The organism is Rhodohalobacter sp. SW132, assembly GCF_003390325.1.
Taxonomy (GTDB): domain Bacteria; phylum Bacteroidota; class Rhodothermia; order Balneolales; family Balneolaceae; genus SW132.
In genome coordinates, this window is the sequence record NZ_QUOK01000001.1 from 506,602 (window position 1) to 528,594 (window position 21,993).

A 21,993-nucleotide genomic window follows, 5' to 3' on the forward strand; every position below is an offset into this window, starting at 1 on the left:
TAACGGGAAGGAGTTTATCAGAAAATGGATTCCAGCTCCCGGCAGATCTGTTCACATAGTTCTTTGTGTTTGGTAGTGATCGCGTCTTTGGTATGCGAATCGATATCGAGCTGGGCAACAAATTCGCCGTCTTTCATAATCGGCACTACAATCTCGGATTTCACATCCATGCTGCATGCCAGGTAATTATCCGCTTGCGAAACATCCTGCACAACAAACGTTTCGTGCGATTCGGCAACCTGTCCGCAAATCCCTCTGCCGTAGGGGATTTTTGTGTGATCTGTAGACTCGCCCACATACGGACCAAGCTCCAGCATGCGATCTTCCTCTTCCGATGCGAGATAAAATCCTGTCCAGTTAAATACATCTACATTACGATCGAGCAGCCCGGCTATGTCGCGAAGAATTTCATCCCGCTTTTTTCCGGATTGTATTGCAGATTTCGCCTCTTCTAAAATCGCGTTGATTTCCATGACTTCCGTTTTACATTATTTTTGCGATGCCAAGTCCCGGGACACGCAGATTCAAAATTCCTACAGAACAGTTAAAATACAAATTTTCACAAACCGATATTGACCATTTCAAAGTCAACCAAAGCTCTCTATCTTTGGGGCTATGTTTGAATTTTTTACAGATCTTAATCCGGAATCCAGCTCCTACTTTATTGGTGCATTTGCCTTGCTGGTTGCGAGCTTCACTTCATTATTCTCTGTTGTGAATCCGCTTGCCGCAATGCCTGTATTCCTGTCATTAACCAACCGATTTACTCATGAGGAGCGAAAACGCACCGCTTTTAAATCGTGTTTATACATGTTTGCACTGTTGGTTGTTTTCCTGCTGATCGGCACATACGTTCTCAGTTTTTTCGGAATCAGCCTGCCGGGTGTGCGAATTGCCGGCGGACTTATTATTATGAGAGCGGGATATTCAATGCTCAATCCAAAAGATCCGGGTAAAAAATTAACCGAGGAAGGTGAAGCCGCAGCGCTCGAAAAAGAAGATATCTCCTTCAGCCCTTTGGCGCTGCCTCTTTTATCAGGGCCCGGCAGCATCGCTGTTGTGATTGGGTTTGCATCACAGGCGGCTTCTCCAACAGATTACCTGGTAAACGCAATCTCCATTTTCCTGGTGGTGCTTACGACTTTTGGCTTCTTACGACTTGCTCCGATTTCCGCAAAATATATCGGGTACACAGGCCTGAATGTCATGACCCGCCTTATGGGATTCATCGTACTCGCTATTAGTGTACAGTTTATTCTGAGCGGTATTTCGCAATATTTTAACATCGGGGTCTAATTCTATGGATAACCGTCAGTCGATACAGCAGCTTTTTATTTTTGATCTGTGGTGCTCACGAAAACTAACCGACTTTATTCGTGAATCGGGTGAATTCAGAGAGCAGGCTTCAACAACAGCTTTTCTCTCGCATATCATCAATGCACAGCGCATCTGGTTCAACCGGGTGATTGATATTAAAACTGCAGATACCGATCCCTGGCATGAATACCCCATTGACGATATCAAACAGGAGGCAAAATCGGTTCACAAGCTCTGGATTGATCTCATTGGCGATCACGATATGGATATGGATGCCCGGATTGTATACCAAAACAGCGCCGGAGTGAATTTCGTAAACTCATTCTCTGAAATTTGCCAGCACCTGATACTTCACGGGCAGCATCACCGGGCGCAGATATCGCTGCTTCTCAGCCGCTCGGGCATCAAACCACCATCGATTGATTACATCCATTATTTGCGAACCTGATAATTTACAATTGAATCATCGCTGTCTAAAAAATTATTCAGGACGAAATACATCATCCATTTCCCAATTACAGAAACAGTTGCATTCGCATTTATACGATCAATCTCAGCTCTTTTTTTCGCAGATTTCCGCTGTGTAGACCGCGGAATATCGCTGATATGCCCTGACTGAATTGATTCCTTTTTGCGAAAATCAGCGGATTAAGGAAATTTCCTCATCCGCTGACTCCACGTCATCGGATGAGCGGACAGGGCTACATGTTATTCTATAAGATTATGAACTGGTTAATATAAAGGTCGGACAATTCACCGGATGAAACGAATTCATCCGGTGAAGAGATGCACTAAACATCTCCGTCGACACATTCATGGCACGACAGTAGGTTCCGAAAATAAATCAGCACAGTTTTTATTTGTATTAATCTTGGGGATTCAATTTCTTGATCACTTACGTTAACGAAACGGCACAGCTCTGGATTTACTCGAACAGATTTTAATTAATTTTGCCAACTATGCCTGGGGAACTCCCCTGCTCTTTCTGCTGGTTGGCGGCGGTATCTTCTTTCTTCTCTATTCCCGGTTTATGCCGTACCGGCACTTTAAACACGGCCTGGAAGTTCTCACCGGAAGATATGACGACCCGAATGCACCCGGTGACATCAACCATTTTCAGGCGCTTTCGAGTGCACTTGCTGCAACCGTGGGGATGGGTAACATCAGTGGTGTTGCGATTGCGCTCGGCGTGGGCGGTCCCGGCGCAATTTTCTGGATGTGGATTACCGCAATTGTGGGAATGGCCACTAAATTTTTCTCCTGTACACTCTCCATCCTCTATCGCGGTAAAGATTCCAGTGGTAAAATTCAGGGCGGACCCATGTACTACATCGTGGAAGGTCTGGGTAAAAAATGGAAGCCGCTTGCTATGTTTTTCAGTTTTGCCGGCCTCATTGGGTGTACTCCTATGTTCCAATCTAACCAGCTTACACAAATTATTCGCGACACCATTCTTGCCGATCGCGGCTGGCTCGGCTATGACACCATTTACCTGGCTGACTCCGCACTCACCGTAACAGGCTTCAGGCTCTCGGATATCATTGTTGGTATTATCCTGGTGATCCTGGTCTCTCTCGTAATCTTTGGCGGTATTAAACGGATCGGCCTCGTGGCATCACGCCTGGTTCCGCTGATGGTTGTAATCTACGTCCTCACTGTTCTCTATATCATTTTCAACAATCTTGTTGATGTACCGTATTATTTCTCGCTGATTGTGACGGATGCCTTTTCGGGCGAAGCGGCAGCCGGCGGCGTACTGGGTGTTGTGATTTCAAACGGAATTCGCCGAGGAGCTTTTTCAAACGAAGCCGGTATCGGGATGGAAGCGATGGCACACGGTGCGGCAAAAACCAAAGAGCCGGTACGCGAAGGTTTGGTAGCCATGCTCGAGCCCGCTATCGATACACTGCTTATCTGTACCATGACCGCCCTCGCGATCCTCATGACCGGAGCCTGGCAGCTCTCCGATGTTGACGGCATCACCATGACAGCCGTTGCTTTTGAACAGGGCGTTCCTGTTGTTGGAGCCTATCTGCTGATACTTTGTGTGCTGATTTTCAGTATCACCACCATGTTCACCTACAGTTACTACGGCTCCAAATGCCTCAACTTCCTGGCGGGCGCGCATAACAAGCACTACTACAACTACTTCTACATCTTCACCATCTTTTTCGGATCAATCACTACGATTGATATGGTCATCAACCTGATTGACGGGTTTTTTGCGCTGATGGCAATCCCAACCATGACCGCATCCATTCTGCTGGCACCGAAAGTGATGGAAGCCTCCCGCGATTATTTTGCAAGGAAAAATCGCGGTGATTTTGATCACTATTGATGGTGAACCATTTCAAGTAGTATACCAACGCACAGTAAATAAGTTTTTTAGCACAAAAACTTAAATAATTTTTGCCAAACCCCTTTGCAACCGCGTAATTACTTTAATCACCGGGGAAATGGAAGCGGTTTTACTTAATTATTTAGGATCCGGTATATTACTTTTTTACTGCGTTTCATCACCCCGAATTACTTTATTCAGAAGGTGAATTCCCTCCTTTTCAGCCGAAACCTTCCGTATCTTTAAATCGTTATAACAACCGAATTTAGAGGCCGGATAAATACAACAAAAAAATGCCTGAGAAAAACCCGGCATAATTTAATAATCAGGGAAAAATAAGAGTAAAAACAAATACAGTTATGAAAACGCTAACCGTAACAATAATCTCAGCCCTGTTTGCTATGTTTGCTGTTGTAGATACAGCACAAGCAGAAAACAGTGGAACAAACGAAGTTGTTGTTGCAGAAAATATCATCGAAGCAGTAAATAAAATCGACATTATCAGCCTGAATGTACTTCTCGCTGAAGGTGCCGCTATCGACACCGTTGACGATGCAGGAAATACACCACTGATGCTTGCAGCTAAGATCGGAAACCCAAGAATGATTGACATTATTCTGGCACACGAACCTGAAGTAAATAAGCGCAACGAAAGTGGCGTCACCGCACTGATGATTGCATCAGAAACCGGAATTCTCTCTATCGTCCAGGACCTGAAAAACGCAGGTGCTGATCCCGAAATGAGAAACAGTGCCGGGTACAGCGCAGCACAAATTGCTCAGCGAAACGGACACGGTTCAATAGCCGAATTCCTGAAAGTGAGTAACAGTGTATCATTCAGCAGATAATAACTGACTAAATACACCTTTCTAAAGCCTTGCCGCTTCATTGCAGCAAGGCTTTTTTATTTCCATCACCCGGATGGAACTCCATCTAAAACATCCCTTCTAAAATCTCTTTCCTTCTAACCGCACAATTTTGTTTCTTTTGGTCAACTCCTCAACATTACACCAGGCCCTATGAAATTAAAATTACTGCTGCTGCCCCTCCTGTTCTTACTCACAACTATCTCTTCACTTGCTCAATCGGACATCGATTCATTTACGAATGAAATGGATGCTTACGAAGGGTATTTTAATTTTTGGTGGGATGATGAAGCCGGAAAAATCTGGCTGGAGATCGATAAGCTTGATGAAGAAGTACTCTACGTAAATTCTCTTGCTGCCGGGATGGGTTCGAACGATATTGGACTGGATCGGAGTCAGCTTGGCGATTCGCGAATCGTTACATTCCAAAAAATTGGCCCTCGCGTGCTGATGGTTCAGCCCAATTACGATTTTCGCGCCAGTTCAGATAACGAGCTGGAACAAAAATCCGTGGAAGAAGCTTTTGCACAGTCTGTGTTGTGGGGTTTTGATGTTGAACATACAGACGGTGACCGGGTTTTAGTGGATGCAACGGATTTTCTGCTTCGGGATGCGCATGATGTCACCGGCCGGCTGCAAAGCCAAAATCAGGGTAATTACTCCCTTGACGGAAGCCGCTCGGCCATCTATCTGCCCGGTACCTTCAATTTTCCAAAAAACAGCGAGTTCGAGACGATCCTCACATTTACCGGAAGCAACCCTGGCGGCCAGGTCCGGTCCGTTACGCCTACACCGGAAACCATCACGGTACGGCAGCACCATTCATTTGTTGAGTTGCCGGATGATAACTACACCCCGCGAAAATTTGACCCGCGTGCCGGATTCTTTGGCATTTCGTACCAGGATTACAGCGCACCTATCGGCGATGAATTCACAAAACGCTACATCGCCCGTCACCGGCTTGAAAAGAAAGACCCGGATGCAGAAATGAGCGAAGCGGTTGAACCAATTGTTTTTTACCTCGATAATGGTACTCCCGAACCGATCCGTACAGCGCTGCTTGATGGAGCCCGCTGGTGGGCCGAAGCATTTGAAGCGATCGGCTATGAAGATGCCTATCGCGTAGAAATTTTACCTGATGATGCCCATCCGCTCGACATTCGCTACAACGTCATTAACTGGGTACACCGCTCAACGCGAGGCTGGTCTTACGGCTCATCTGTGATCGATCCGCGCACCGGAGAAATCATCAAAGGAAATGTGCTGCTGGGATCACTGCGGGTCAGGCAGGATTACATGATCGCCGAAGGGCTGCTTTCACCGTACGAAAACGGGGAAGAACCTGATCCCGAAATGCTTGATATGGCGCTCGACCGAATTCGCCAGCTTTCCGCCCATGAGATTGGCCACACTCTCGGAATTGCACACAACTTTGCCGCAAGTGTTGACGATCTCGCCTCCGTTATGGATTATCCGCACCCGATGGCCACCATCCGCGAAGATGGCACCCTCAGCCTGGAAAATGCGTATGATATCGGTATCGGGGAGTGGGATAAACGCGCTGTGGCCTACGGATACCAGGATTTCCCCGACGGAAGGGATGAAGAGCAGGAACTGAACAATATTATCGAAGAGACGCTCGATATGGGACTGATGTATATTTCGGATGAAGCGGCACGTCCGCAAGGCGGAGCACATCCATATGCTCACCTGTGGGAGTACGGCAGCGATCCTATTGCACAGCTCGATCACATTCTTGAAATCCGGGAAATTGCGCTCCGAAATTTTGGTGAAAATACAATCCGTGAGGGGCGAATGATGTCTGATCTCGAAAACGTACTGGTACCCATCTATCTCTATCACCGGTATCAAACCGAAGCGACTGTTAAACTGCTTGGCGGAGTGGATTACAGCTATTCTGTGCGCGGTGATCAGCAACCCGGTCCGGTTACTGTCGATGGAGAGATTCAGACGAATGCTCTTCAGGTACTATTGAAAACTTTAGATCCAGAGGTCCTGGCACTCCCCGAACATATTTCCGATTTGATTCCGCCGCGACCCGCCCGGATTCCGCAAACACGTGAACATTTCCGGGGTTACACAAATCCTATTCTTGATCCCGTTGCCATGGCGGAGGTTGCAGCAAATCACTCCGCTTCGCTGATTTTCAATGAAAACAGAGCCGCGCGGCTGGCTCATCAGCATGCCCGAAACAGTTCCTATCCCGGCCTCAGCGAAATCATCGACACTGTGCTGGACGCCACCCTTTTTGCCGACAATCAAACCGGGTATGAAGGATCTATCCAGCGGGCAATTAATGTGGCCGTACTGAGAAATCTTCTTCAGCTTGCCGGAAATACCGATGCCGCACCCGATGTACGGGCCATCACATCGCTTTATACCGAAGAACTGGCAACCGATCTGCTTCGAAAACGAGCCGATACTGACACCCGGGCCTGGGAAGCACACTACAAATACCTTGCGGATATGGTTGAGTCGTTTGTGTTTGACCCTGATACATTCGAACTGCCAGAAGCACCTTACACTCCGCCGGGAGCGCCAATCGGCAGCGGGGGATTCCACCTGCCCGTTTCGTGCACTTTTTGAAATGTATAGTACGGCATCGATGGTTCTTTGATTTGATGCGGATACAATTTCTGAGTAATGAAATACACCGAAACAGAGCCATCGAGAAATCAACTTGAAACCTATTAGTTTTTATCTGTATATGAATTTTTCAACAAGTGTCCCTTTTGAAGGCAATGTCACTAACTTTGATAACTATCTTCCAAATGAAACCTAATATACTTTTGCGCGATAGATATTGTGTCGATTGTGTAATTCTTCCGGCCTTTGATTACTGAAGGAGGTGCTTGGTTTGCGGGGAGTGCATGCGATGTTTGTAAAAACTACCGGCCAAATCGATGATTACTGTCACGAAGTGATATGGACCTTTGTTTTTACGTCGCAAAACGGACCGCAAATCCCGACTGAAGGAATCACCAGCCCGGCGGGTTTTGGATACTTTTGTCCGTTCAAAAGTATCAGGAGAATAAACCATTTATGATTAAGCAGCGCTAATGGCTTTTACATTTAAGAAAAATGAGCGAAACATATCGGGTATCACGTTTCCGTTTATGCGGAAAACCATTATCCCGGTTTCGCGTTTTCTTTTTTCACCTGTTGTTACCAACCCGGAAAACATGCCGCAAACCGGGCCCTGTTTTATTTATGGAAATCACAGCAACTACTTCGACCCTTTTTTCCTGAACCTGGATATGACAGCCGAACCGACCGCCGGTGTCATGACCCGCGATCAGTTTCACAAAACGATCCCAAGAATTTTCATGGACAGCATCGGGATTGTTCCCACAAGTAAATACGTACCGGAGCCGGGAATTGTGCGGGATGTAATCCGGATGATCGATAATCGTCGCATGATTGTCATTTTCCCGGAAGGCGGCCGGCGGTGGGATGGAAAACCAAAGCCGGTGATCGAAACCACTCTAAAACTTTTCTGGAAGATGAAAATCCCGGTGCACCCGGTGCAGATTCACGGATCATATCTCTCCTGGCCGCGCTGGGCGGACTACCTGAGAAAAAGCACCATCGAAATTCGCTGGATGAAACCGATGCTCCCCTCAGATTTTGATGACTACGAAACGTTTGCTGCATCCTGTAAAGAAAAAATCGCCTTTGATGAATATTCACCGCCTGATACAGTCCGTATTCACTCCGCTTACAAACCTGCATCGGGTATCAGCCGGTTTCTCTATCGATGCCCCGAAAGCGGCGTTTCCGGCTCGATTTTTTCACCCGACGGCAGATCAGTTTACAGCCGAACATCAAATCTCTCTTTTACGATGGATACGGAATCACGGCTGATCGACCCCCAAGGCATTTCTCATTCGCTTCCCGAAATATTTGCAAAAATTGGCAGGATGCCGATCGGGGCCGCCCGGGATTCTGTGATTCTGCAGGATTGGGGTTCCAACCTATTTAAAATCGACAAATCACATCAGCTCAAACACATCGGACGCGGATACACAGAACTGAAAGAAAACCATATTTTCATCTCCACCGGATCAGACCGATTTACCATTCCGCTGGAAGATGTTCAGTATCTATCCGTTGAACAGAATCATAAAATTACCGTTACATCCAGCCGGCATATTTTCCAGGTGGAGTTCAATGATACAAGCGCTTTACAGTGGAAAAACTATATCCTTCGGCTTAAAGAGGGTGAACAGACCGTGAGGGAGACTTTTTGATATTCTGGGAAGCTGATATATCCGCCGGCCGCTTTTTCCTCGATTTTGCCTGGCTCGGGCTGCTCCTGGTTGCCGGGTTATTGTTGAGAAACAGAATCTCTCTGTTCCGCCGATACCTGATTCCCGCCAACCTCATCGGCGGCGCGCTTGGGCTGGTTTTAGCCGGAAACGGACTCGGCTGGATCGATCTCACATCAGAGCGCCTCGGTATTTACGTTTACCATCTGCTTGCCCTGCTGTTTATCGGCCTCAGTCTTCGGGCACCCAGAAAAAAAATTGGGCTATCATCCGTAAAAACAGGAATTCTATTTATCTGCACATACCTTGTGCAGGGCATTATCGGTCTGATCATCGCATTTTTACTCATTTTCACTATTATGCCCGATCTCTTTGCCGGAATTGGTCTTCTTTCGCCGCTGGCATTTGGCATGAATCCCGGTATCGCTTATACAATTGGCCAGAACTGGCAGGCGTACGGATTTGAATCTGGCGGAATCGTTGGACTCACCTTTGCAGCAATTGGGTTTCTTTGTGCATATACCACCGGAGTATGGATGGTAAAAAACGGTATCCGAAAGGATCAGGCAGCCTATATTGACAAAGAATCATCTGAAAAACTACAGAAGTCTGATCCGGCAAGCCTGAAAAAAGATTCTGCTGATGCCGGCCGGCTGACGTCACACTCCGGCATTCTTGAATCACTCTCCCTCCACATAGGATTAATTGGAGGCACATACCTGCTCACTTACGGATGCATGAAAATTTTTGAAGCCGGCCTGGTTTTTCTCGGAGCTGAAAATGAAGCCTCAACACTCTGGTCATTTCACTTTGTTTTTGCAGCAATTATCGCACTTGCCGTTCGCAGATTCATCGATGTTACCGGACAATCCATACTCGTTGATGATATCACAATGACCCGTATCTCCAATTTATTTATGGATCTGATGATCGCCGCCTCCATTGCCGCAATCAGCCTGGCTGTCGTTGGGATGTACTGGTTTCCGCTGCTGCTGATTTCCATCAGCGTGATTGCTGCTACCTGGTGGATGATCCGGAGATTATGCAATTCACTATTTGCCGATTTTCAGCTGGAACGTACCGTAGCTATTTACGGGAATATGACCGGAACATTACAATCGGGGCTTCTGCTGCTGCGTATTTTGGATGAGCGGATGCAGTCTCCCGTCAGCTATAACCTGGTGTATGGAAGCGGCCTGGCACTTCTGCTCGGTTTTCCGCTTTTGCTGCTGATTAACGCGCCGGTGCACTATTTCAGCGATGTGAGCACAGGGTTTGGAATGGTTCTCCTGGCGATGGCTGCCTACCTGGTGCTCTTACTGACAGCATTATATTATTTGAATGGAGAGAAGTGATGAATGTTGAAGTGCCACATTCGAAATTCAGCGTTTGTCATTCAATATTCGATATTTCAGTAGTTTTGTAACTCGGACGTATCACAATTAATTTTCCATGTTTTTTAATGGCATCCAATATGGAAAACCATTCTCCGATGCCAATAAAAAAACCCGGATAGCTACTGCCATCCGGGCTTTAAATTGAATCTCAGTAAAAGTTATTATGGATTAGTTCACAATGAGCGTACCAACCATTCCGCCGCTAAAGTGGCCAGGGAATGTACAGATGTAGTCGTACTCACCGGTTTCATCCGGCACGGTAAATGTAATGGTATCTGATTCGCCATCACCAAGCATTGCGGTTGTTGCAATTACCCAGTCCTCATATTCCGGTGCGATATAATCGTTATCTCTGGCTTGGAGTGATGCCCTGGCAAAAGCTTCTGTATCCGCATCCAGTGTTAGAACTGCAAGGTTGTGCGACATTGCTGACGCAGGCAGATTACTTACCGTTCGAAGAGTAATTCTGATTTCTTCCCCGGGTGAAGCTTCGATTGATTCAAGTTGAATGTACTGTCCTGCAGCGCCACCAGTTACCAGGCCATCCTGGGCTTCAGCAACAACAAATCTCATATCATCAGTACCAATAACTTCAATGGTGCGTACTCCATCATCTGCAGCGGCGGTCTCCTGTGCTTGTTCCGTAGTATCTTCACCGCCGCAAGCGACAAGTAAAAACACCATAGAAAGTAGTAGTGAACTTAATATTACGTTTTTCATTGGTATGGTTGAATTTTTGAATTTGAGTTATTAGCTATTCCTGTGAAACTATTTAAAAACAGTGTTTTAATTTACAGAAAGGTAGTAAAAAGTTACCTTGTTTGTTCCCATCTTTCTGCTAAAACACGTTCTAATTTATCATCATTCACGCTAAACTATCAATTTTCCATTAACAGCGTGTGAATATCGTCAACAATTTCTTCGGTGTTCATTTCACTCCCCGGGTATGTATTCCGAATATTCCCGCTCCTGTCGATTAATGTCACTTTATCGGTGTGATCAATAAAATATTGCGGGCGTCCGTCATCGGTGAATCGTGTTGGAGTTTTCAGCGTTCTGATTTCGAGATCATTCAATGCCTGGTCGATCACTTTTCGGTCTCCCGTTAGAAGTCGCCAGTTGGATTGATCGAGCCTGTAATTATTTGCGTAATCGTACAGAATTTCAGGTGAATCACGTTCCGGATCAAACGAAATGCTCACCATCATCAGCTCTTCCCGGCCTTTAAATTCATCCTGAATATCACGCATATTATACGTGATCAAAGGACAAATATCCGGGCAGTGCGTATACACATAACCCACGAGCATTACTTTGCCCTGATATGAATCGGGAAAGCTGATCTTCTCGCCATATTGATCAAACATAGTATACTCAGAACCGGCCATCGACTTTTGAACCGATAGCCGGTCACAGGCTGAAATCAGTACAACCGGCACGAGAAATAGTGCCAGCTGTACCCGTTTTTTTAATTTTCGATCTGCATCAAAACTCATATCCTGCATCAATTATCTGAGTGGAACCGGACTATCTGGTGAATATGGAAGTGAACCGCCATAAGTTGCCTGCAGCACATCATAAATTACCGGCGCGTAAGACAGTACAATCAAAATAATTGCAATGATGATGTATGGCTTAAAGTTTCTGAGCCATTTTGCCTCTTCATCATGCAGCGACTCTGATATCGGGAAAGTCACTTCCACACTGCCATCTTCTGAAACCGTGCCGGGTTCACTCTTCGAAAACACCGTTGTGAAGAAGGATGCGATGAACATCACAATTCCGATGAACATAATCACTCCGCCGATAACGGTCAGATCGATGTACAACATCCAATCGGGCTGATACAGCAAACTATCAGGATTTGCATAGGAAGCGCCGGTGTTTGTTCGTCGCGGCATGCCCTTCAATCCGCCAACTTTCAAACCGTACGACATAATGAACAGACCAATTGTATAAATGTACGGCATGATCATCGCCGTGCCTTTCAGCCGGATTTTCTTATTCATGAACTGACCGATCAGGTATAAACTTCCCCCGAGAAATGCCAGCAGCACCGGTCCGGCAACCGTTAAGTGGAAATGACCCGGTACCCACGCCGTATTGTGAATTACGGTATTCATCTGGTAAGAAGCGTTGATAATCCCGCCGATACCACCAAATACAAAAATGAAAAGACCCGTAATCAGGTAGGCGAACAGCCATTTGTTTTTATCGAAATAGGGTAGTTTACCCATCCAGTTGAAGAGTCCTGTCGCTCCTTTTCGGCGCCCGGCATGTTCAAGTGAGGCTGCGATTGTAAATGCTGTGATCAAACTTGGAAGGGCCACTGCAAATGTAAAGATACCGTGCAGAAGTTTCCATTGAGAGCCGATAGCCGGATCCATGTACTGGTGATGCGTACCCACCGGAATGGAAAACAAAATGAACATCATAAAAACCAGACGGCCTGCCATATCAGAATAGAGTTTACCCCCGGCAATTTTCGGCATAAACACGTAGTACATCACATAAGCCGGTAACAGCCAGAAATATACCAGTGGATGGCCGAAAAACCAGAACAGCGTCCGGGCCAGCATCACGTTTATTTCATCTACGAGTCCGAGTGACCACGGCAGAAGCATAAACAGAATTTCAACGGCAACGGCGAGTGAAGCAATGAACCAGATAATAAACGTGGTAAACATTCCAACAACCGCCAGCGGCGTTTTCTTACCTTTGTTTTCGCGGCGCCATTCAAGATACATCGGCACCCAGTTATAGGCGGCAACCCACGAACCAACCACAAGCAGCGTCAGCCCCACATAAAACATCGGGTGAGCTTTCAGTGGCGGATAAAAGGTGTAAAGTACCGTTGCCTCACCCATCAAAATAAAGACAGCGGCAAGAACCGATCCAACGAGCATTAAAATACCCGATAACCAGGCTATTTTACTATTTAATGGTTTTCTGAGTGAATACGGCACGAGAGCATTTCCCAGTGCTACGGCAAAAAATGTAGTAAATACAATTGCGTTAAGTACCCCGTGGAATGTGAGCCCTTTGTAGTAATCTCCGCCCACGAACGGATCGCTCTGAACAATACCTGCGCGAAACAGGGTTTGCATTAAGCCGCCATAAACCCCGATAAACAGCAGAACCATCGGAATGATGAGCAAGACTGCATTCAGATATTTTGATGACTTTGTAAACCGAAAAGAGTAGTCGTTTGTAATCATTTATTTCCCCTAATCCTCAGTTTCAGGTTCGTCAATTCCTTCTTCGATAATAAATCTGCCGGCCATAGTGTGATGAGCAGCGCCGCAGAATTCGTGACAGGCAAACAGATATTCGCCCGCTTCATCGAAGGTTACCCGCATATAATTGATTGCACCCGGAACCGCCATAAGGTTCAGGTTTTTGCGTTCCACCTTAAATCCATGGATGATATCCTGTGAGGTTACGTATAAGTCGACAGTGGAACCCTTCGGAAGGCGAATTGTGGAAGGCGCAAATGCCCACATCCGGGCAACCATCTGTAATTCGTATGTATCAGGCCCGGTTTGAAACAGCGTATCGCGCAGAAACGGATCAAAATCGGTGATACAGGTTGGCACGTCGATATCTTTTGCTGTAGATGCATAGATGATTGACGCAAAAAACACTCCCAGCAGGAGAGCACTCAGGGTCAGGGCAAGCTTTTCTGATTTATCCATCCCTACCCCCTGCTTAACATTTCAAAATACATGGCGAAGTAGATCACCAAAAAAAGTATCATCAGCACGATGAAAAATGCTGTAGCTCCCTTCGGTTTAAACTCCTCCTCCGTAGTTTCATCCTCATTTACCATATTAAATCCCCCGTTAAATTGAAGTTACGGTTTATAATGAAGCGAAATTATATGGAAAAAGAAAGCCGGAAACTGTAATCATAAAACCTCAGGCCCGTGTAGGGGAATGCCCTACAGCTCAAAAAAAATTATATCAGCCAACTGTTTTGTAGTTGTGATCAAATTCTATGTTACCAGCCCGGAGTAGAACATTTTCAAATGTTTACTCAAATTTCCGGAAGGTTTTTTCTCATTGAAGTTCTATATTTAACTTTCCTTTATATCAACACCTCAACCACACGTTCTTTATGCCTTCATTTGATATTGTAAACGAAATCAACGCACAGGAAATTGATAATGCAGTCAACAACACATTAAAAGAGGTATCTACTCGATATGATTTCAGGGGGCTGCATACGGAAGTGGAATTTGCACGAAAAGAGAACCGGATTGATATAGTGGCTGCTGAATCTATGAAACTTCAGGCCGTAAGAGATATGCTGATTAAGCATTTCATCAAACGAAACCTGGAGCCAAAAGTACTCGAATTTGGAGATACACAGGGAAGCAGCTCTGGTGCGGTTAAAGTGAGTGCTCAGATTAAAGAGGGGATCGACAGGGAGACTGCAAAGAAGATTGTGAAGGAGATTAAAGCAACTAAACTTAAAGTTCAGCCGGCCATACAGGAAGACCAGGTCCGTGTTACCGGTAAAAAAATTGATGACCTGCAGGAAGTTATCCAGGTTCTGAAATCAAAGAAATTTTCGGTCCCGCTGCAGTTTGTCAATATGAAATAAAGGTCGTTTCACCCGGAAATCAAACACTGCAGTTTTTTTATGAACATATCCCGTTGCAAGCTACTGCAGTGCTTCCTGCAACCAGTTTTCTGGGTTTACAAATTCGTTGCCTTCCCGAACCATAAACAACAGCACTTCTCCCCGGATGTTATCTTCATCACCTGAAAGGCCGATTACATCGTTCTGGTTAACCACCTGGTTTCTGCGGACATAAATGTTGCTTAAATTTCCATAAGCGGTGTAATAAGAGCCGTGTTTTATGAGTACCACATCGCCGAAATCCGAAACCGGTACGATTTCAAACACGAAACCATCACTAACGGCTCTGACATTAGAACGTGGAGATGCGGCAATATCCACACCCGGTACGTTCGTACGGGTTCCAAACACAGGATGAATCCGTTCACCGAACCGCTCAGTAATCAATCCGTTATCCACAGGCCAGGGCATACGGCCTCTTAAATTTTCAAATTCCGACTCAAAAACAGCCAATTCATCGCCGGTAACCGGACTCACCCTGCCGATAGGTGCAGAATAGCGCGCTTCGGCGGCACGGCGCTCGTCATCATCTTCAATTCGGGACGCTGCCTCCAGCCTTCGCAGCCTTTCCGCTTCAGCTTCCTCAAGACGCTGCTCCTCGGCGATCAGTGAATTCAGAGTTTCTGTCAGTTCATCGAGCTGGTTCTGGCGAATCTGTACCTGGGATTCCAGGTTATCCCTGTCGCGCTGGAGCAATTCCACATTTCGTTTCTGCTGCTCCTCCTGTTCAAACAGTTCCTCCGTTTCCCGTTCGATGGAAACGAGCGACTCCCTGTTTCGCTCCCTGGCATTTTCTAAATCGTTGTAGGCCTGCTCCATTTCCCGCTGTGCATCTTCGATCTCTTCAGCCTGCTCCTGCCTGTGCTGATCAAACCTGCGTAAATAGTACGATCGCACCATCAGCTGGTTAATGGATGAAGATGTTAAAAGAAGAGCCAGTTCAGTAGTGCGGCCATGTTTATAGATATACGTTAGCGTTGATTTGTATTCATCAATCAGCGCAGTTAGCTCGGCCTCAAGTTCATTCAGTTCATTCTGGACCAGGTTAATCTCCTCCTGGATTTGTGACTGCTCACGCCTCATTTGCCGGAGTTTTTCCTCCTGCAGCGCAATCACACGGGTCAGCTCTTCGTATTGGCGATACATCTGATCGTATCGCTGGGAGGCATAACCCAGTCTCTCGCTGTAGTTTTCAATCTGCTGTTGCAGATCCTCAATCTGGCTGCGGGTTGTCTGCTGCTGCGTGTTTATGGTGGATCGCCGTTCTTCATAGTTCGACTGTGCCTCGCTCTCCAGGCAGAAAATCAGAATCAAAAAAAATGTTAGAAAAGTAGCTCTGAACATTATGGTCTCTGTATTGGAATTCCTTCGGGTAAATCGATTACAAGTGGTGGAAGTTTACCATTTACATGGAGCTGCTGGACCAGAAAGGTAGCCCTGGAACGGCCATCTGCACTATAAATGGTGATTTTTCTTGGCAATTGAAAGCCATTAATCTCGGCATATCCTTCGTATTCGATCGTGCGATACGGCACCGGGGGATCCGACCTGGAACGATCCACGCGGCGAATCAACCCGGTTGATTTTTCAAGTTCAATTGCTGCCTGGTTATCCAGCAGAACAATCAACGTGCTGCCGCTGTCAAATATTTGATTAATTTCGCTTTCCGTGATACGAAAATTAAACAAGTCGAGCATATTCAGCGAAGCGATGGAACCCACACTGCTGAGTGTACTTTGCTCAGGTGAAACTTTTTGGGCAATATTATCCACTTTGTTATAGATCAAGAGTGAATCGGAATCGATGAGAATTTGTCCACCCTCAATTCCAATACTGGTTCGTATCGTGAGCAGGCTTCGATCCCGGTCTGATTGGAAATCTACCGAAACCCGTTCGCTGTTTCCCGGTTCACTTACCAGGGCCCGCCCGTGACCGGTCATGGTATGGAGCTCCTCACTGTAATCCGGAATCAGCCGGATTAATGAATCCGGCGTGATTGCTGCCGGTTCCATTCCTTCAAAATCTGCCACTGTTTGCTGGGTTCCGCAGCTGATAATCATTATGGCGGAGAGTATTAGTAAAACAAGCGGCTTCAAAAATTTCACGACTGCGCAGATTGAATTCGTTCATTCAGATACTCTCTATCGGAGTCTTGATCCAGCGCTTTGTTCCAGTATTTAATCGCATTTTCGTTTTCGTTCAGCGCTTTATAGACATCGCCCATATGTTCATACACTTCCGCACTGGCGTCGCCCGTTTCAAGTGATCGTCTGATATACTCTTTGGCCTGCTCATACTCACCAAGTTTATAATAAATCCATCCCACGGTATCGAGGTATGCGGCATTTTCCGGTTCGTAGGAGATTGCTTTTTCAGCAAGTTCTTTTGCGTAATCGAGCCGTTCCTCCCGCACCGACATAAAATATGCGTAGTTGTTCATGGCATTGTGGTTGTTCGAATCCAGTCTCAGCGCCTGCTCATACGCGTCCCGGGCATCCTCCCAGCGGTCCAGATCCTGGAGTACATCCCCGAGCGTGCCGTTTATAACCGATCTGAAATTCCGGTTTGATGGCGCATAGCTCGCCTGTTCGAGCCATATTTCAGCCTCTTCCGGACGGTTATTCAGCATATAGGAAGCACCGGTAAAAAACTGAATGAACGCATCATCCGGGGCATGATGGTCTGCAGAATCGGCCAGTTCAATCACATCATCATACCTTTCCATTGAAAAAAGAACCTGTATTCTCTGGCGCCATGCTTCCGGCTGTTCGGGCATCACACGGTTTGCCTGCTCCAGCTTTTCAAGAGCGGCCTCAAGATTGTTCTGCTCAAGGAAAAATTCTGCTGCGATAATCTGCGCCGGCCCATAATCCGGTTCATTCTCGCTAAATGCCATCAGCACATCGGCCGTCTGTTCCGCGAGAGAGGATTCAGCCGGGTTTCGCTGATGCTGAATATAAATAAACCGAACCAGTTCCTGTTTTTGTGAAGGATAGATCAGCGGGTCTTCGAGCATGGTTACAAACACCTTACCAAGTTCCTCCCACTCGGATTGATTGACATATATTTCAGCCAACAGCAGCAGAGTTTGAGGATCGCGGGAATTTCTCTGTCTGGCATCATCCAGAACCTCCACAGCCATTTCTGTTTCGCCAAGTTCCATATAATACTGACTGATTGTACGGAGTGTGGTCAGATTTCCTGGATCAATTTCACGCATCTGTTCCAGCTCTACCAATGCTGAATCGCGCATCTGCAGTGCGTTGAAATTTCTGAATTTTCGAAGATGCAGGTTGAAATCAGAACCGCGCCGTTCCATAATCCGGTTGTAAATACGGTTTGCCTTCAGAAGTTCGCCATAATCCACATACACTTCAGCCAGCTGAAACAGCAGATCCGCATCATCGGGATGGTACTCCAGGGCATTGGTAAAGGCGTTAATTGTCGCCTCATTTCTTCCGGCACGATTGTAAATCTCGGCAAGTTTCAGGTGGTACCATTTATTTTCGGGATCCAGATCTACAGCATTTTTCCCGTAATACGCTGCGTTTGTAAGATCGCCGGTAACCAGGTAAACATCCGCAAGAGCAAAATTAACGCCCGGTTCTTCGGGCATTTTCATGTGCGCGTAGGTGAGCATATCGAGTGCCTGCTCGTACTCCTCCTCCTCAAAATGGGTTATCCCATCAATAAACGCCCGAGTGGCCGAAGCCTGATCTTCCGTCATATCTGATCTCTCTTGCGCAAGCAGAGTGTTGACCGGGAAAAGCATCAGGCAGAGCAGTATAAGCTTTAAAAAACATTTCATGCTGAAGAATTTTTATCTGTAATAACGTAATATACGATCTTTATGATACGATAGAGAGTTATTATCTGATCCAATTTTAAGATATCGCTTTTCTGAAAGCGTTTAACTTGCGAAATGAAGGAAGCATCCTGGAGCCGTACCAGCTAAACCATTCGCCATCCACCAAAAGCACACGGGCTCCCGGGTACACCTTTTCTATCTCTTTCTGATGTTTTTCTTTAAACGGATACGGCTCGCTGCTGAGCAGAATCCAATCCGGGTTTTTCTCCGACAGCTCATTCAAAGATGTTTTCGGATAGCGTGAATCCATTCCGTAGACATTTTCAAGATTCCAGAGATTCAGAACCGAATGAATGTAGGTATCATGGCCGATTGTCATCCACGGGTCACGCCAAATGAAATACGCTACACGCTGAACGGGTTCATCAGGGATCTGCTCCATCTCATCGCGAATTTTTTCAATTAAAAGAGCTGCTTTCTCTTCTCTGTCTGTGCATTTTCCGATTTCATACATCACAAGCAGGGCGTCTTCCACAGAACCGATATCTGTAAGCAAAATATCGCAACTCTCTTCCAGTATCTCGATATCTTCTTTCCGGTTTTCTTCACGGCTCGCAATGATAAGATCCGGTGCAATCTCCAGAATTTTTTCCAGGTTAGGATTTTTAGTCCCGCCAACTATTGGAACTTTGGAAACTTTTTGTTCAGGATGAATGCAAAAGCGTGTTCTGCCGCGTATCTGATCATCCAGATCCAGATCAAACAGAAGCTCTGTAAGTGACGGCACAAGACTTACAATCGTCAAAGAGTCAGACATCGTTTTGTCCTTTCATAATCAATATTTATACCCTTTTTTTTCTTCCCCGGTAAACTCAACATCCAGTGCAAGTACCATCCGGTTGACGAAATTAAAGTATGCAATCACCTGCACGGCATCTAAAACGGCCCGGTCATCAAAATGGTGCTGCTTCAACTCTGCCACATTCTTTGTAAAGCCTGAACCCGGTTTTACTGTTAATTTTTCAGCCAATTTACACAGCAGCAGATCTTTTTCAGATAATTCAGCCTCCCGAAAATCATTTTTCAGGGCTGATATTCGCTTTTCATCTTTCCAGTACGCCATTAGCGCCTGCTCATGATGTTCAATACAATATTGACACTCGTTAGCCAGAGATACCACAACAGCCATCATTTCCCGCTGATACCGTTTCAGCGGAGATTTACCAAACATCACGGTAAGATAGAACTCCATGTGAGTCAACAGAGCATCCGGGTTGAGGCTTTGAATTTTATGGACTTCAGCCAGTTTCCCCCGATCACTCACAACCTGGTCGTACACTTCCCGCAGGCGCCCTTCCGATTTTTCGTACGAAATCGTTTCAATATTTGGCATCCGTTTTATTTTTTAAGACCTGAATTCTATTTAAAACTATAATCTTATTAATCGAAATCAGGTTTAACCCGGATTATTCACCAAGAAATTATGTCGAGAGCAAGGCGTAGGGGAAAAAGCGACGGAAGAGTACTTGACGTACTCTGAGTACGCTTTATTTCCATACAACGAAGTTCTCGGTAGAATTTCGCCGCAAAACCTGTAGCTCAAATTTAGGCTCCTATCCATTTTATATATATGCAATATTTTTTTTAGTGCTTTACATTGATTCACACTTATCTGTGTGAATAATTCGGGTTAAGGGTTTATCGGCATAAGCTCAGAATTTTTTCAGGAAACGGCGGCAATCTAATGTGTAATGTCCGTCAAACAGGTTCACATGAACAAGCAGCGGGTAGAGATTATACACCTGGATTCTGTCTTTAAAATCAGCCTCAATCTCAGTTATGGAACCATATCCATCATAAAAAGCGGGATCAAAACCGCCGAACATTTTTGTAAATGCAAGATCCATTTCCGGGTGTCCGTAATAGACCGCCGGATCAATCAAAACTACCCTTCCATCCTCATCGAACAGGTAATTTCCACCCCAGAGATCGCCATGCAGAAGGGACGGTTCTGTTGGCGGGATGATCGCATCCAGTCTTTTAAGCAGCCCAAACCAGTTTTTCTGGATGGAAGGCTCCATTTTCCCGGAATCAACGGCCCGCTTGAGCTGTGGGCCAATTCTCTCATCTGCAAAAAAAGTAAGCCACTTCGCATGGTGCTTGTTAGACTGTGGCAGGCTCCCGATGTAGTTATCCGAATTCAGCCCAAAACGTTCTGCTTTGGTTTGATGCAGCCTTGCAAGTTGTTCTCCAAATTGAAAAGCATCCCCGGTACTGCCGGGATTGATCCACTCCATCAACAAAAAGCCCGGGCGGTCGCCGTGTGGAGCTGCTGATTGGATAACTTCCGGAACACGAAGTTCGGTTGATCCCGCTTTCAATAACTCCAGCCCTTCCGCCTCTTTCAGGAAAAAGTCATCCGGCGCGTTTGCATTCCACTTCAAAAATAATGTGCTGCTGCCACAATGCAGTTTCAGCGCATGATTTATACTTCCGCCAGAAACAGATTCCGCACTGTCCACGCTGATGTCACAGGATTCAATAATTCTGGTACGAATTGTTTCGGGGAGCATCGTATAAATATCAGGTTTTGTGAAGTATATTTTAAACAGCGTTTCTCAACTAATATAGATTGATAAGACTTAGAATTTCATCACTTAATCTGATTTTCCAATTCATCGAGCAAAGCCTCACAACTTCTGTAGACAATATCAAACACATTTCTGAAACCATCCATGCCGCCATAATACGGATCAGGTACATCGCCGTTTTCAGGCTGAGGATCATAATCACGCATTTTTATGATTTTATCACTGTAGCTTCCGTTATCATCGAGACTTACAATATTTTGATAATTTTCGCTGTCCATTGCCACCACGATGTCAAACTCATCCAGATCTTCCGCTTCAAATCTCCGGGCCCGGGATTTAAGCTCTACTCCGTTTTTTTCAGCGATCTGGCGGCTTTTACTGTTTGCTCTTTCTCCGATGTGGAAAGCTGACGTCCCAGCAGAATCGACATAAAAATACGGTTGCAGGCCCTTTTCGTTCACAAGGTGCTGAAATATTCCTTCAGCGGTAGGGCTTCTGCAGATATTGCCAAGACAGACAAAACAGATTTTGAATGGATTCTCTTTTGAAATGGTGTTTTTCGGGTTCATTTAGCTGCTGATTTAAGACAAATTTTCCGATATTATGATCGGCTAAAGATTCATTGAAATAAACGGATTTTCAAGAGAGTGTCGGTGATTATCCAAGAAACTCCCTTCTTTTATGAAACATAGACAATCCATCGGCAGTTACAGTTCGTATATCTAATTGTCCCCCAATTATTA

Annotated in this window: 21 protein-coding genes; 8 read left to right on the forward strand and 13 right to left on the reverse strand. The window is 45.8% G+C overall.

The genetic code is table 11. The features are described from left to right. Positions 1 to 17: 17 nt before the first annotated feature. Positions 18 to 473: a GAF domain-containing protein gene (locus tag DYD21_RS02200; protein ID WP_116031567.1), complete on the reverse strand. Its 456-nt coding sequence runs from the start codon at positions 471 to 473 to the stop codon at positions 18 to 20. Positions 474 to 615: 142 nt separating this feature from the next. On the opposite strand from DYD21_RS02200, the gene DYD21_RS02205 reads away from it, so the two are divergent. From DYD21_RS02205 to DYD21_RS02235, 7 genes are all read left to right on the forward strand, one after another. Next, on the forward strand, positions 616 to 1,296 hold the full coding sequence (locus DYD21_RS02205; protein ID WP_116031572.1) for a MarC family NAAT transporter: 681 nt from the start codon (positions 616 to 618) through the stop codon (positions 1,294 to 1,296). Positions 1,297 to 1,300: 4 nt separating this feature from the next. Next, entirely contained in the window at positions 1,301 to 1,765 is a 465-nt protein-coding gene (locus DYD21_RS02210; RefSeq protein ID WP_116031576.1) for a DinB family protein, read from the forward strand. Between the two features lie 471 nt (positions 1,766 to 2,236). Then, positions 2,237 to 3,655 carry a sodium:alanine symporter family protein gene (locus DYD21_RS02215; protein WP_116031580.1) on the forward strand — a complete coding sequence of 473 codons (1,419 nt, stop codon included), beginning with the start codon at positions 2,237 to 2,239 and terminating at the stop codon, positions 3,653 to 3,655. A 359-nt stretch (positions 3,656 to 4,014) separates the two neighbouring features. Then, positions 4,015 to 4,503, forward strand: coding sequence for an ankyrin repeat domain-containing protein (locus DYD21_RS02220; protein WP_116031583.1), 489 nt, complete (start codon positions 4,015 to 4,017; stop codon positions 4,501 to 4,503). 171 nt (positions 4,504 to 4,674) lie between these two features. Next, entirely contained in the window at positions 4,675 to 7,128 is a 2,454-nt protein-coding gene (locus DYD21_RS02225; RefSeq protein ID WP_199535448.1) for a zinc-dependent metalloprotease, read from the forward strand. 473 nt (positions 7,129 to 7,601) lie between these two features. Further along, complete coding sequence (locus DYD21_RS02230; RefSeq protein ID WP_116031586.1) at positions 7,602 to 8,792, forward strand: 1-acyl-sn-glycerol-3-phosphate acyltransferase; 1,191 nt, start codon at positions 7,602 to 7,604, stop codon at positions 8,790 to 8,792. Further along, positions 8,789 to 10,165 (forward strand): hypothetical protein, encoded by a 1,377-nt coding sequence (locus tag DYD21_RS02235; protein WP_116031589.1) that lies wholly within the window; start codon positions 8,789 to 8,791, stop codon positions 10,163 to 10,165. Before DYD21_RS02230 ends, DYD21_RS02235 begins: the two co-directional genes overlap by 4 nt. A 210-nt stretch (positions 10,166 to 10,375) precedes the next feature. Here the strand turns inward: DYD21_RS02235 and DYD21_RS02240 are convergent, their stop codons facing one another. The 5 genes from DYD21_RS02240 to DYD21_RS21430 form a co-directional block, all read right to left on the reverse strand. Next, positions 10,376 to 10,927, reverse strand: a complete 552-nt coding sequence (locus tag DYD21_RS02240) for a plastocyanin/azurin family copper-binding protein (protein WP_116031593.1) — start codon at positions 10,925 to 10,927, stop codon at positions 10,376 to 10,378. Positions 10,928 to 11,085: 158 nt separating this feature from the next. Further along, positions 11,086 to 11,703, reverse strand: coding sequence for an SCO family protein (locus tag DYD21_RS02245; protein ID WP_158551381.1), 618 nt, complete (start codon positions 11,701 to 11,703; stop codon positions 11,086 to 11,088). Between the two features lie 12 nt (positions 11,704 to 11,715). Beyond that, entirely contained in the window at positions 11,716 to 13,425 is a 1,710-nt protein-coding gene (locus tag DYD21_RS02250; RefSeq protein WP_116031600.1) for a cbb3-type cytochrome c oxidase subunit I, read from the reverse strand. A gap of 9 nt (positions 13,426 to 13,434) precedes the next feature. Beyond that, positions 13,435 to 13,902 (reverse strand): cytochrome c oxidase subunit II, encoded by a 468-nt coding sequence (locus tag DYD21_RS02255; RefSeq protein ID WP_116031604.1) that lies wholly within the window; start codon positions 13,900 to 13,902, stop codon positions 13,435 to 13,437. Positions 13,903 to 13,904: 2 nt separating this feature from the next. Then, positions 13,905 to 14,036, reverse strand: a complete 132-nt coding sequence (locus DYD21_RS21430; protein ID WP_116031608.1) for a cytochrome c oxidase subunit 2A — start codon at positions 14,034 to 14,036, stop codon at positions 13,905 to 13,907. A 287-nt stretch (positions 14,037 to 14,323) separates the two neighbouring features. Here DYD21_RS21430 and DYD21_RS02265 point away from each other — a divergent pair, with 287 nt between their 5' ends. Beyond that, positions 14,324 to 14,812 (forward strand): YajQ family cyclic di-GMP-binding protein, encoded by a 489-nt coding sequence (locus DYD21_RS02265; RefSeq protein ID WP_116031611.1) that lies wholly within the window; start codon positions 14,324 to 14,326, stop codon positions 14,810 to 14,812. 60 nt (positions 14,813 to 14,872) lie between these two features. Here DYD21_RS02265 and DYD21_RS02270 read toward each other — a convergent pair whose 3' ends face one another. The 7 genes from DYD21_RS02270 to DYD21_RS02300 all read right to left on the reverse strand — a co-directional run bounded on the left by DYD21_RS02270 (position 14,873) and on the right by DYD21_RS02300 (position 21,819). Further along, positions 14,873 to 16,165, reverse strand: a complete 1,293-nt coding sequence (locus tag DYD21_RS02270) for a murein hydrolase activator EnvC (RefSeq protein WP_158551382.1) — start codon at positions 16,163 to 16,165, stop codon at positions 14,873 to 14,875. A gap of 29 nt (positions 16,166 to 16,194) precedes the next feature. Beyond that, the gene (locus DYD21_RS02275) at positions 16,195 to 16,956 is read right to left on the reverse strand and encodes a DUF4292 domain-containing protein (protein WP_116031618.1); all 762 of its coding nucleotides are present in this window, start codon (positions 16,954 to 16,956) and stop codon (positions 16,195 to 16,197) included. Beyond that, positions 16,953 to 18,659 carry a tetratricopeptide repeat protein gene (locus DYD21_RS02280; RefSeq protein WP_116031621.1) on the reverse strand — a complete coding sequence of 569 codons (1,707 nt, stop codon included), beginning with the start codon at positions 18,657 to 18,659 and terminating at the stop codon, positions 16,953 to 16,955. The genes DYD21_RS02275 and DYD21_RS02280 overlap by 4 nt, the downstream gene beginning before the upstream one ends. A gap of 76 nt (positions 18,660 to 18,735) precedes the next feature. After that, the gene (locus DYD21_RS02285) at positions 18,736 to 19,476 is read right to left on the reverse strand and encodes a helical backbone metal receptor (protein ID WP_116031624.1); all 741 of its coding nucleotides are present in this window, start codon (positions 19,474 to 19,476) and stop codon (positions 18,736 to 18,738) included. Between the two features lie 18 nt (positions 19,477 to 19,494). Then, positions 19,495 to 20,052 carry a peroxidase-related enzyme gene (locus DYD21_RS02290; RefSeq protein ID WP_116031627.1) on the reverse strand — a complete coding sequence of 186 codons (558 nt, stop codon included), beginning with the start codon at positions 20,050 to 20,052 and terminating at the stop codon, positions 19,495 to 19,497. A gap of 319 nt (positions 20,053 to 20,371) precedes the next feature. Beyond that, positions 20,372 to 21,232 (reverse strand): fructosamine kinase family protein, encoded by an 861-nt coding sequence (locus tag DYD21_RS02295; protein ID WP_116031631.1) that lies wholly within the window; start codon positions 21,230 to 21,232, stop codon positions 20,372 to 20,374. 80 nt (positions 21,233 to 21,312) lie between these two features. Next, on the reverse strand, positions 21,313 to 21,819 hold the full coding sequence (locus DYD21_RS02300) for a low molecular weight protein-tyrosine-phosphatase (RefSeq protein ID WP_116031634.1): 507 nt from the start codon (positions 21,817 to 21,819) through the stop codon (positions 21,313 to 21,315). Between the last annotated feature and the right edge of the window lie 174 nt (positions 21,820 to 21,993).

What these genes read in the sequence shown, in the direction of transcription:
- DYD21_RS02200 (WP_116031567.1), bottom strand. Translation starts at nt 473, where the DNA reads ATGGAAATCAACGCGATTTTAGAAGAGGCGAAATCTGCAATACAATCC.
- DYD21_RS02205 (WP_116031572.1), top strand. Translation starts at nt 616, where the DNA reads ATGTTTGAATTTTTTACAGATCTTAATCCGGAATCCAGCTCCTACTTT.
- DYD21_RS02210 (WP_116031576.1), top strand. Translation starts at nt 1,301, where the DNA reads ATGGATAACCGTCAGTCGATACAGCAGCTTTTTATTTTTGATCTGTGG.
- DYD21_RS02220 (WP_116031583.1), top strand. Translation starts at nt 4,015, where the DNA reads ATGAAAACGCTAACCGTAACAATAATCTCAGCCCTGTTTGCTATGTTT.
- DYD21_RS02225 (WP_199535448.1), top strand. Translation starts at nt 4,675, where the DNA reads ATGAAATTAAAATTACTGCTGCTGCCCCTCCTGTTCTTACTCACAACT.
- DYD21_RS02230 (WP_116031586.1), top strand. Translation starts at nt 7,602, where the DNA reads ATGGCTTTTACATTTAAGAAAAATGAGCGAAACATATCGGGTATCACG.
- DYD21_RS02240 (WP_116031593.1), bottom strand. Translation starts at nt 10,927, where the DNA reads ATGAAAAACGTAATATTAAGTTCACTACTACTTTCTATGGTGTTTTTA.
- DYD21_RS02245 (WP_158551381.1), bottom strand. Translation starts at nt 11,703, where the DNA reads ATGAGTTTTGATGCAGATCGAAAATTAAAAAAACGGGTACAGCTGGCA.
- DYD21_RS02250 (WP_116031600.1), bottom strand. Translation starts at nt 13,425, where the DNA reads ATGATTACAAACGACTACTCTTTTCGGTTTACAAAGTCATCAAAATAT.
- DYD21_RS02255 (WP_116031604.1), bottom strand. Translation starts at nt 13,902, where the DNA reads ATGGATAAATCAGAAAAGCTTGCCCTGACCCTGAGTGCTCTCCTGCTG.
- DYD21_RS21430 (WP_116031608.1), bottom strand. Translation starts at nt 14,036, where the DNA reads ATGGTAAATGAGGATGAAACTACGGAGGAGGAGTTTAAACCGAAGGGA.
- DYD21_RS02265 (WP_116031611.1), top strand. Translation starts at nt 14,324, where the DNA reads ATGCCTTCATTTGATATTGTAAACGAAATCAACGCACAGGAAATTGAT.
- DYD21_RS02280 (WP_116031621.1), bottom strand. Translation starts at nt 18,659, where the DNA reads ATGAAATGTTTTTTAAAGCTTATACTGCTCTGCCTGATGCTTTTCCCG.
- DYD21_RS02285 (WP_116031624.1), bottom strand. Translation starts at nt 19,476, where the DNA reads ATGTCTGACTCTTTGACGATTGTAAGTCTTGTGCCGTCACTTACAGAG.
- DYD21_RS02290 (WP_116031627.1), bottom strand. Translation starts at nt 20,052, where the DNA reads ATGCCAAATATTGAAACGATTTCGTACGAAAAATCGGAAGGGCGCCTG.
- DYD21_RS02295 (WP_116031631.1), bottom strand. Translation starts at nt 21,232, where the DNA reads ATGCTCCCCGAAACAATTCGTACCAGAATTATTGAATCCTGTGACATC.
- DYD21_RS02300 (WP_116031634.1), bottom strand. Translation starts at nt 21,819, where the DNA reads ATGAACCCGAAAAACACCATTTCAAAAGAGAATCCATTCAAAATCTGT.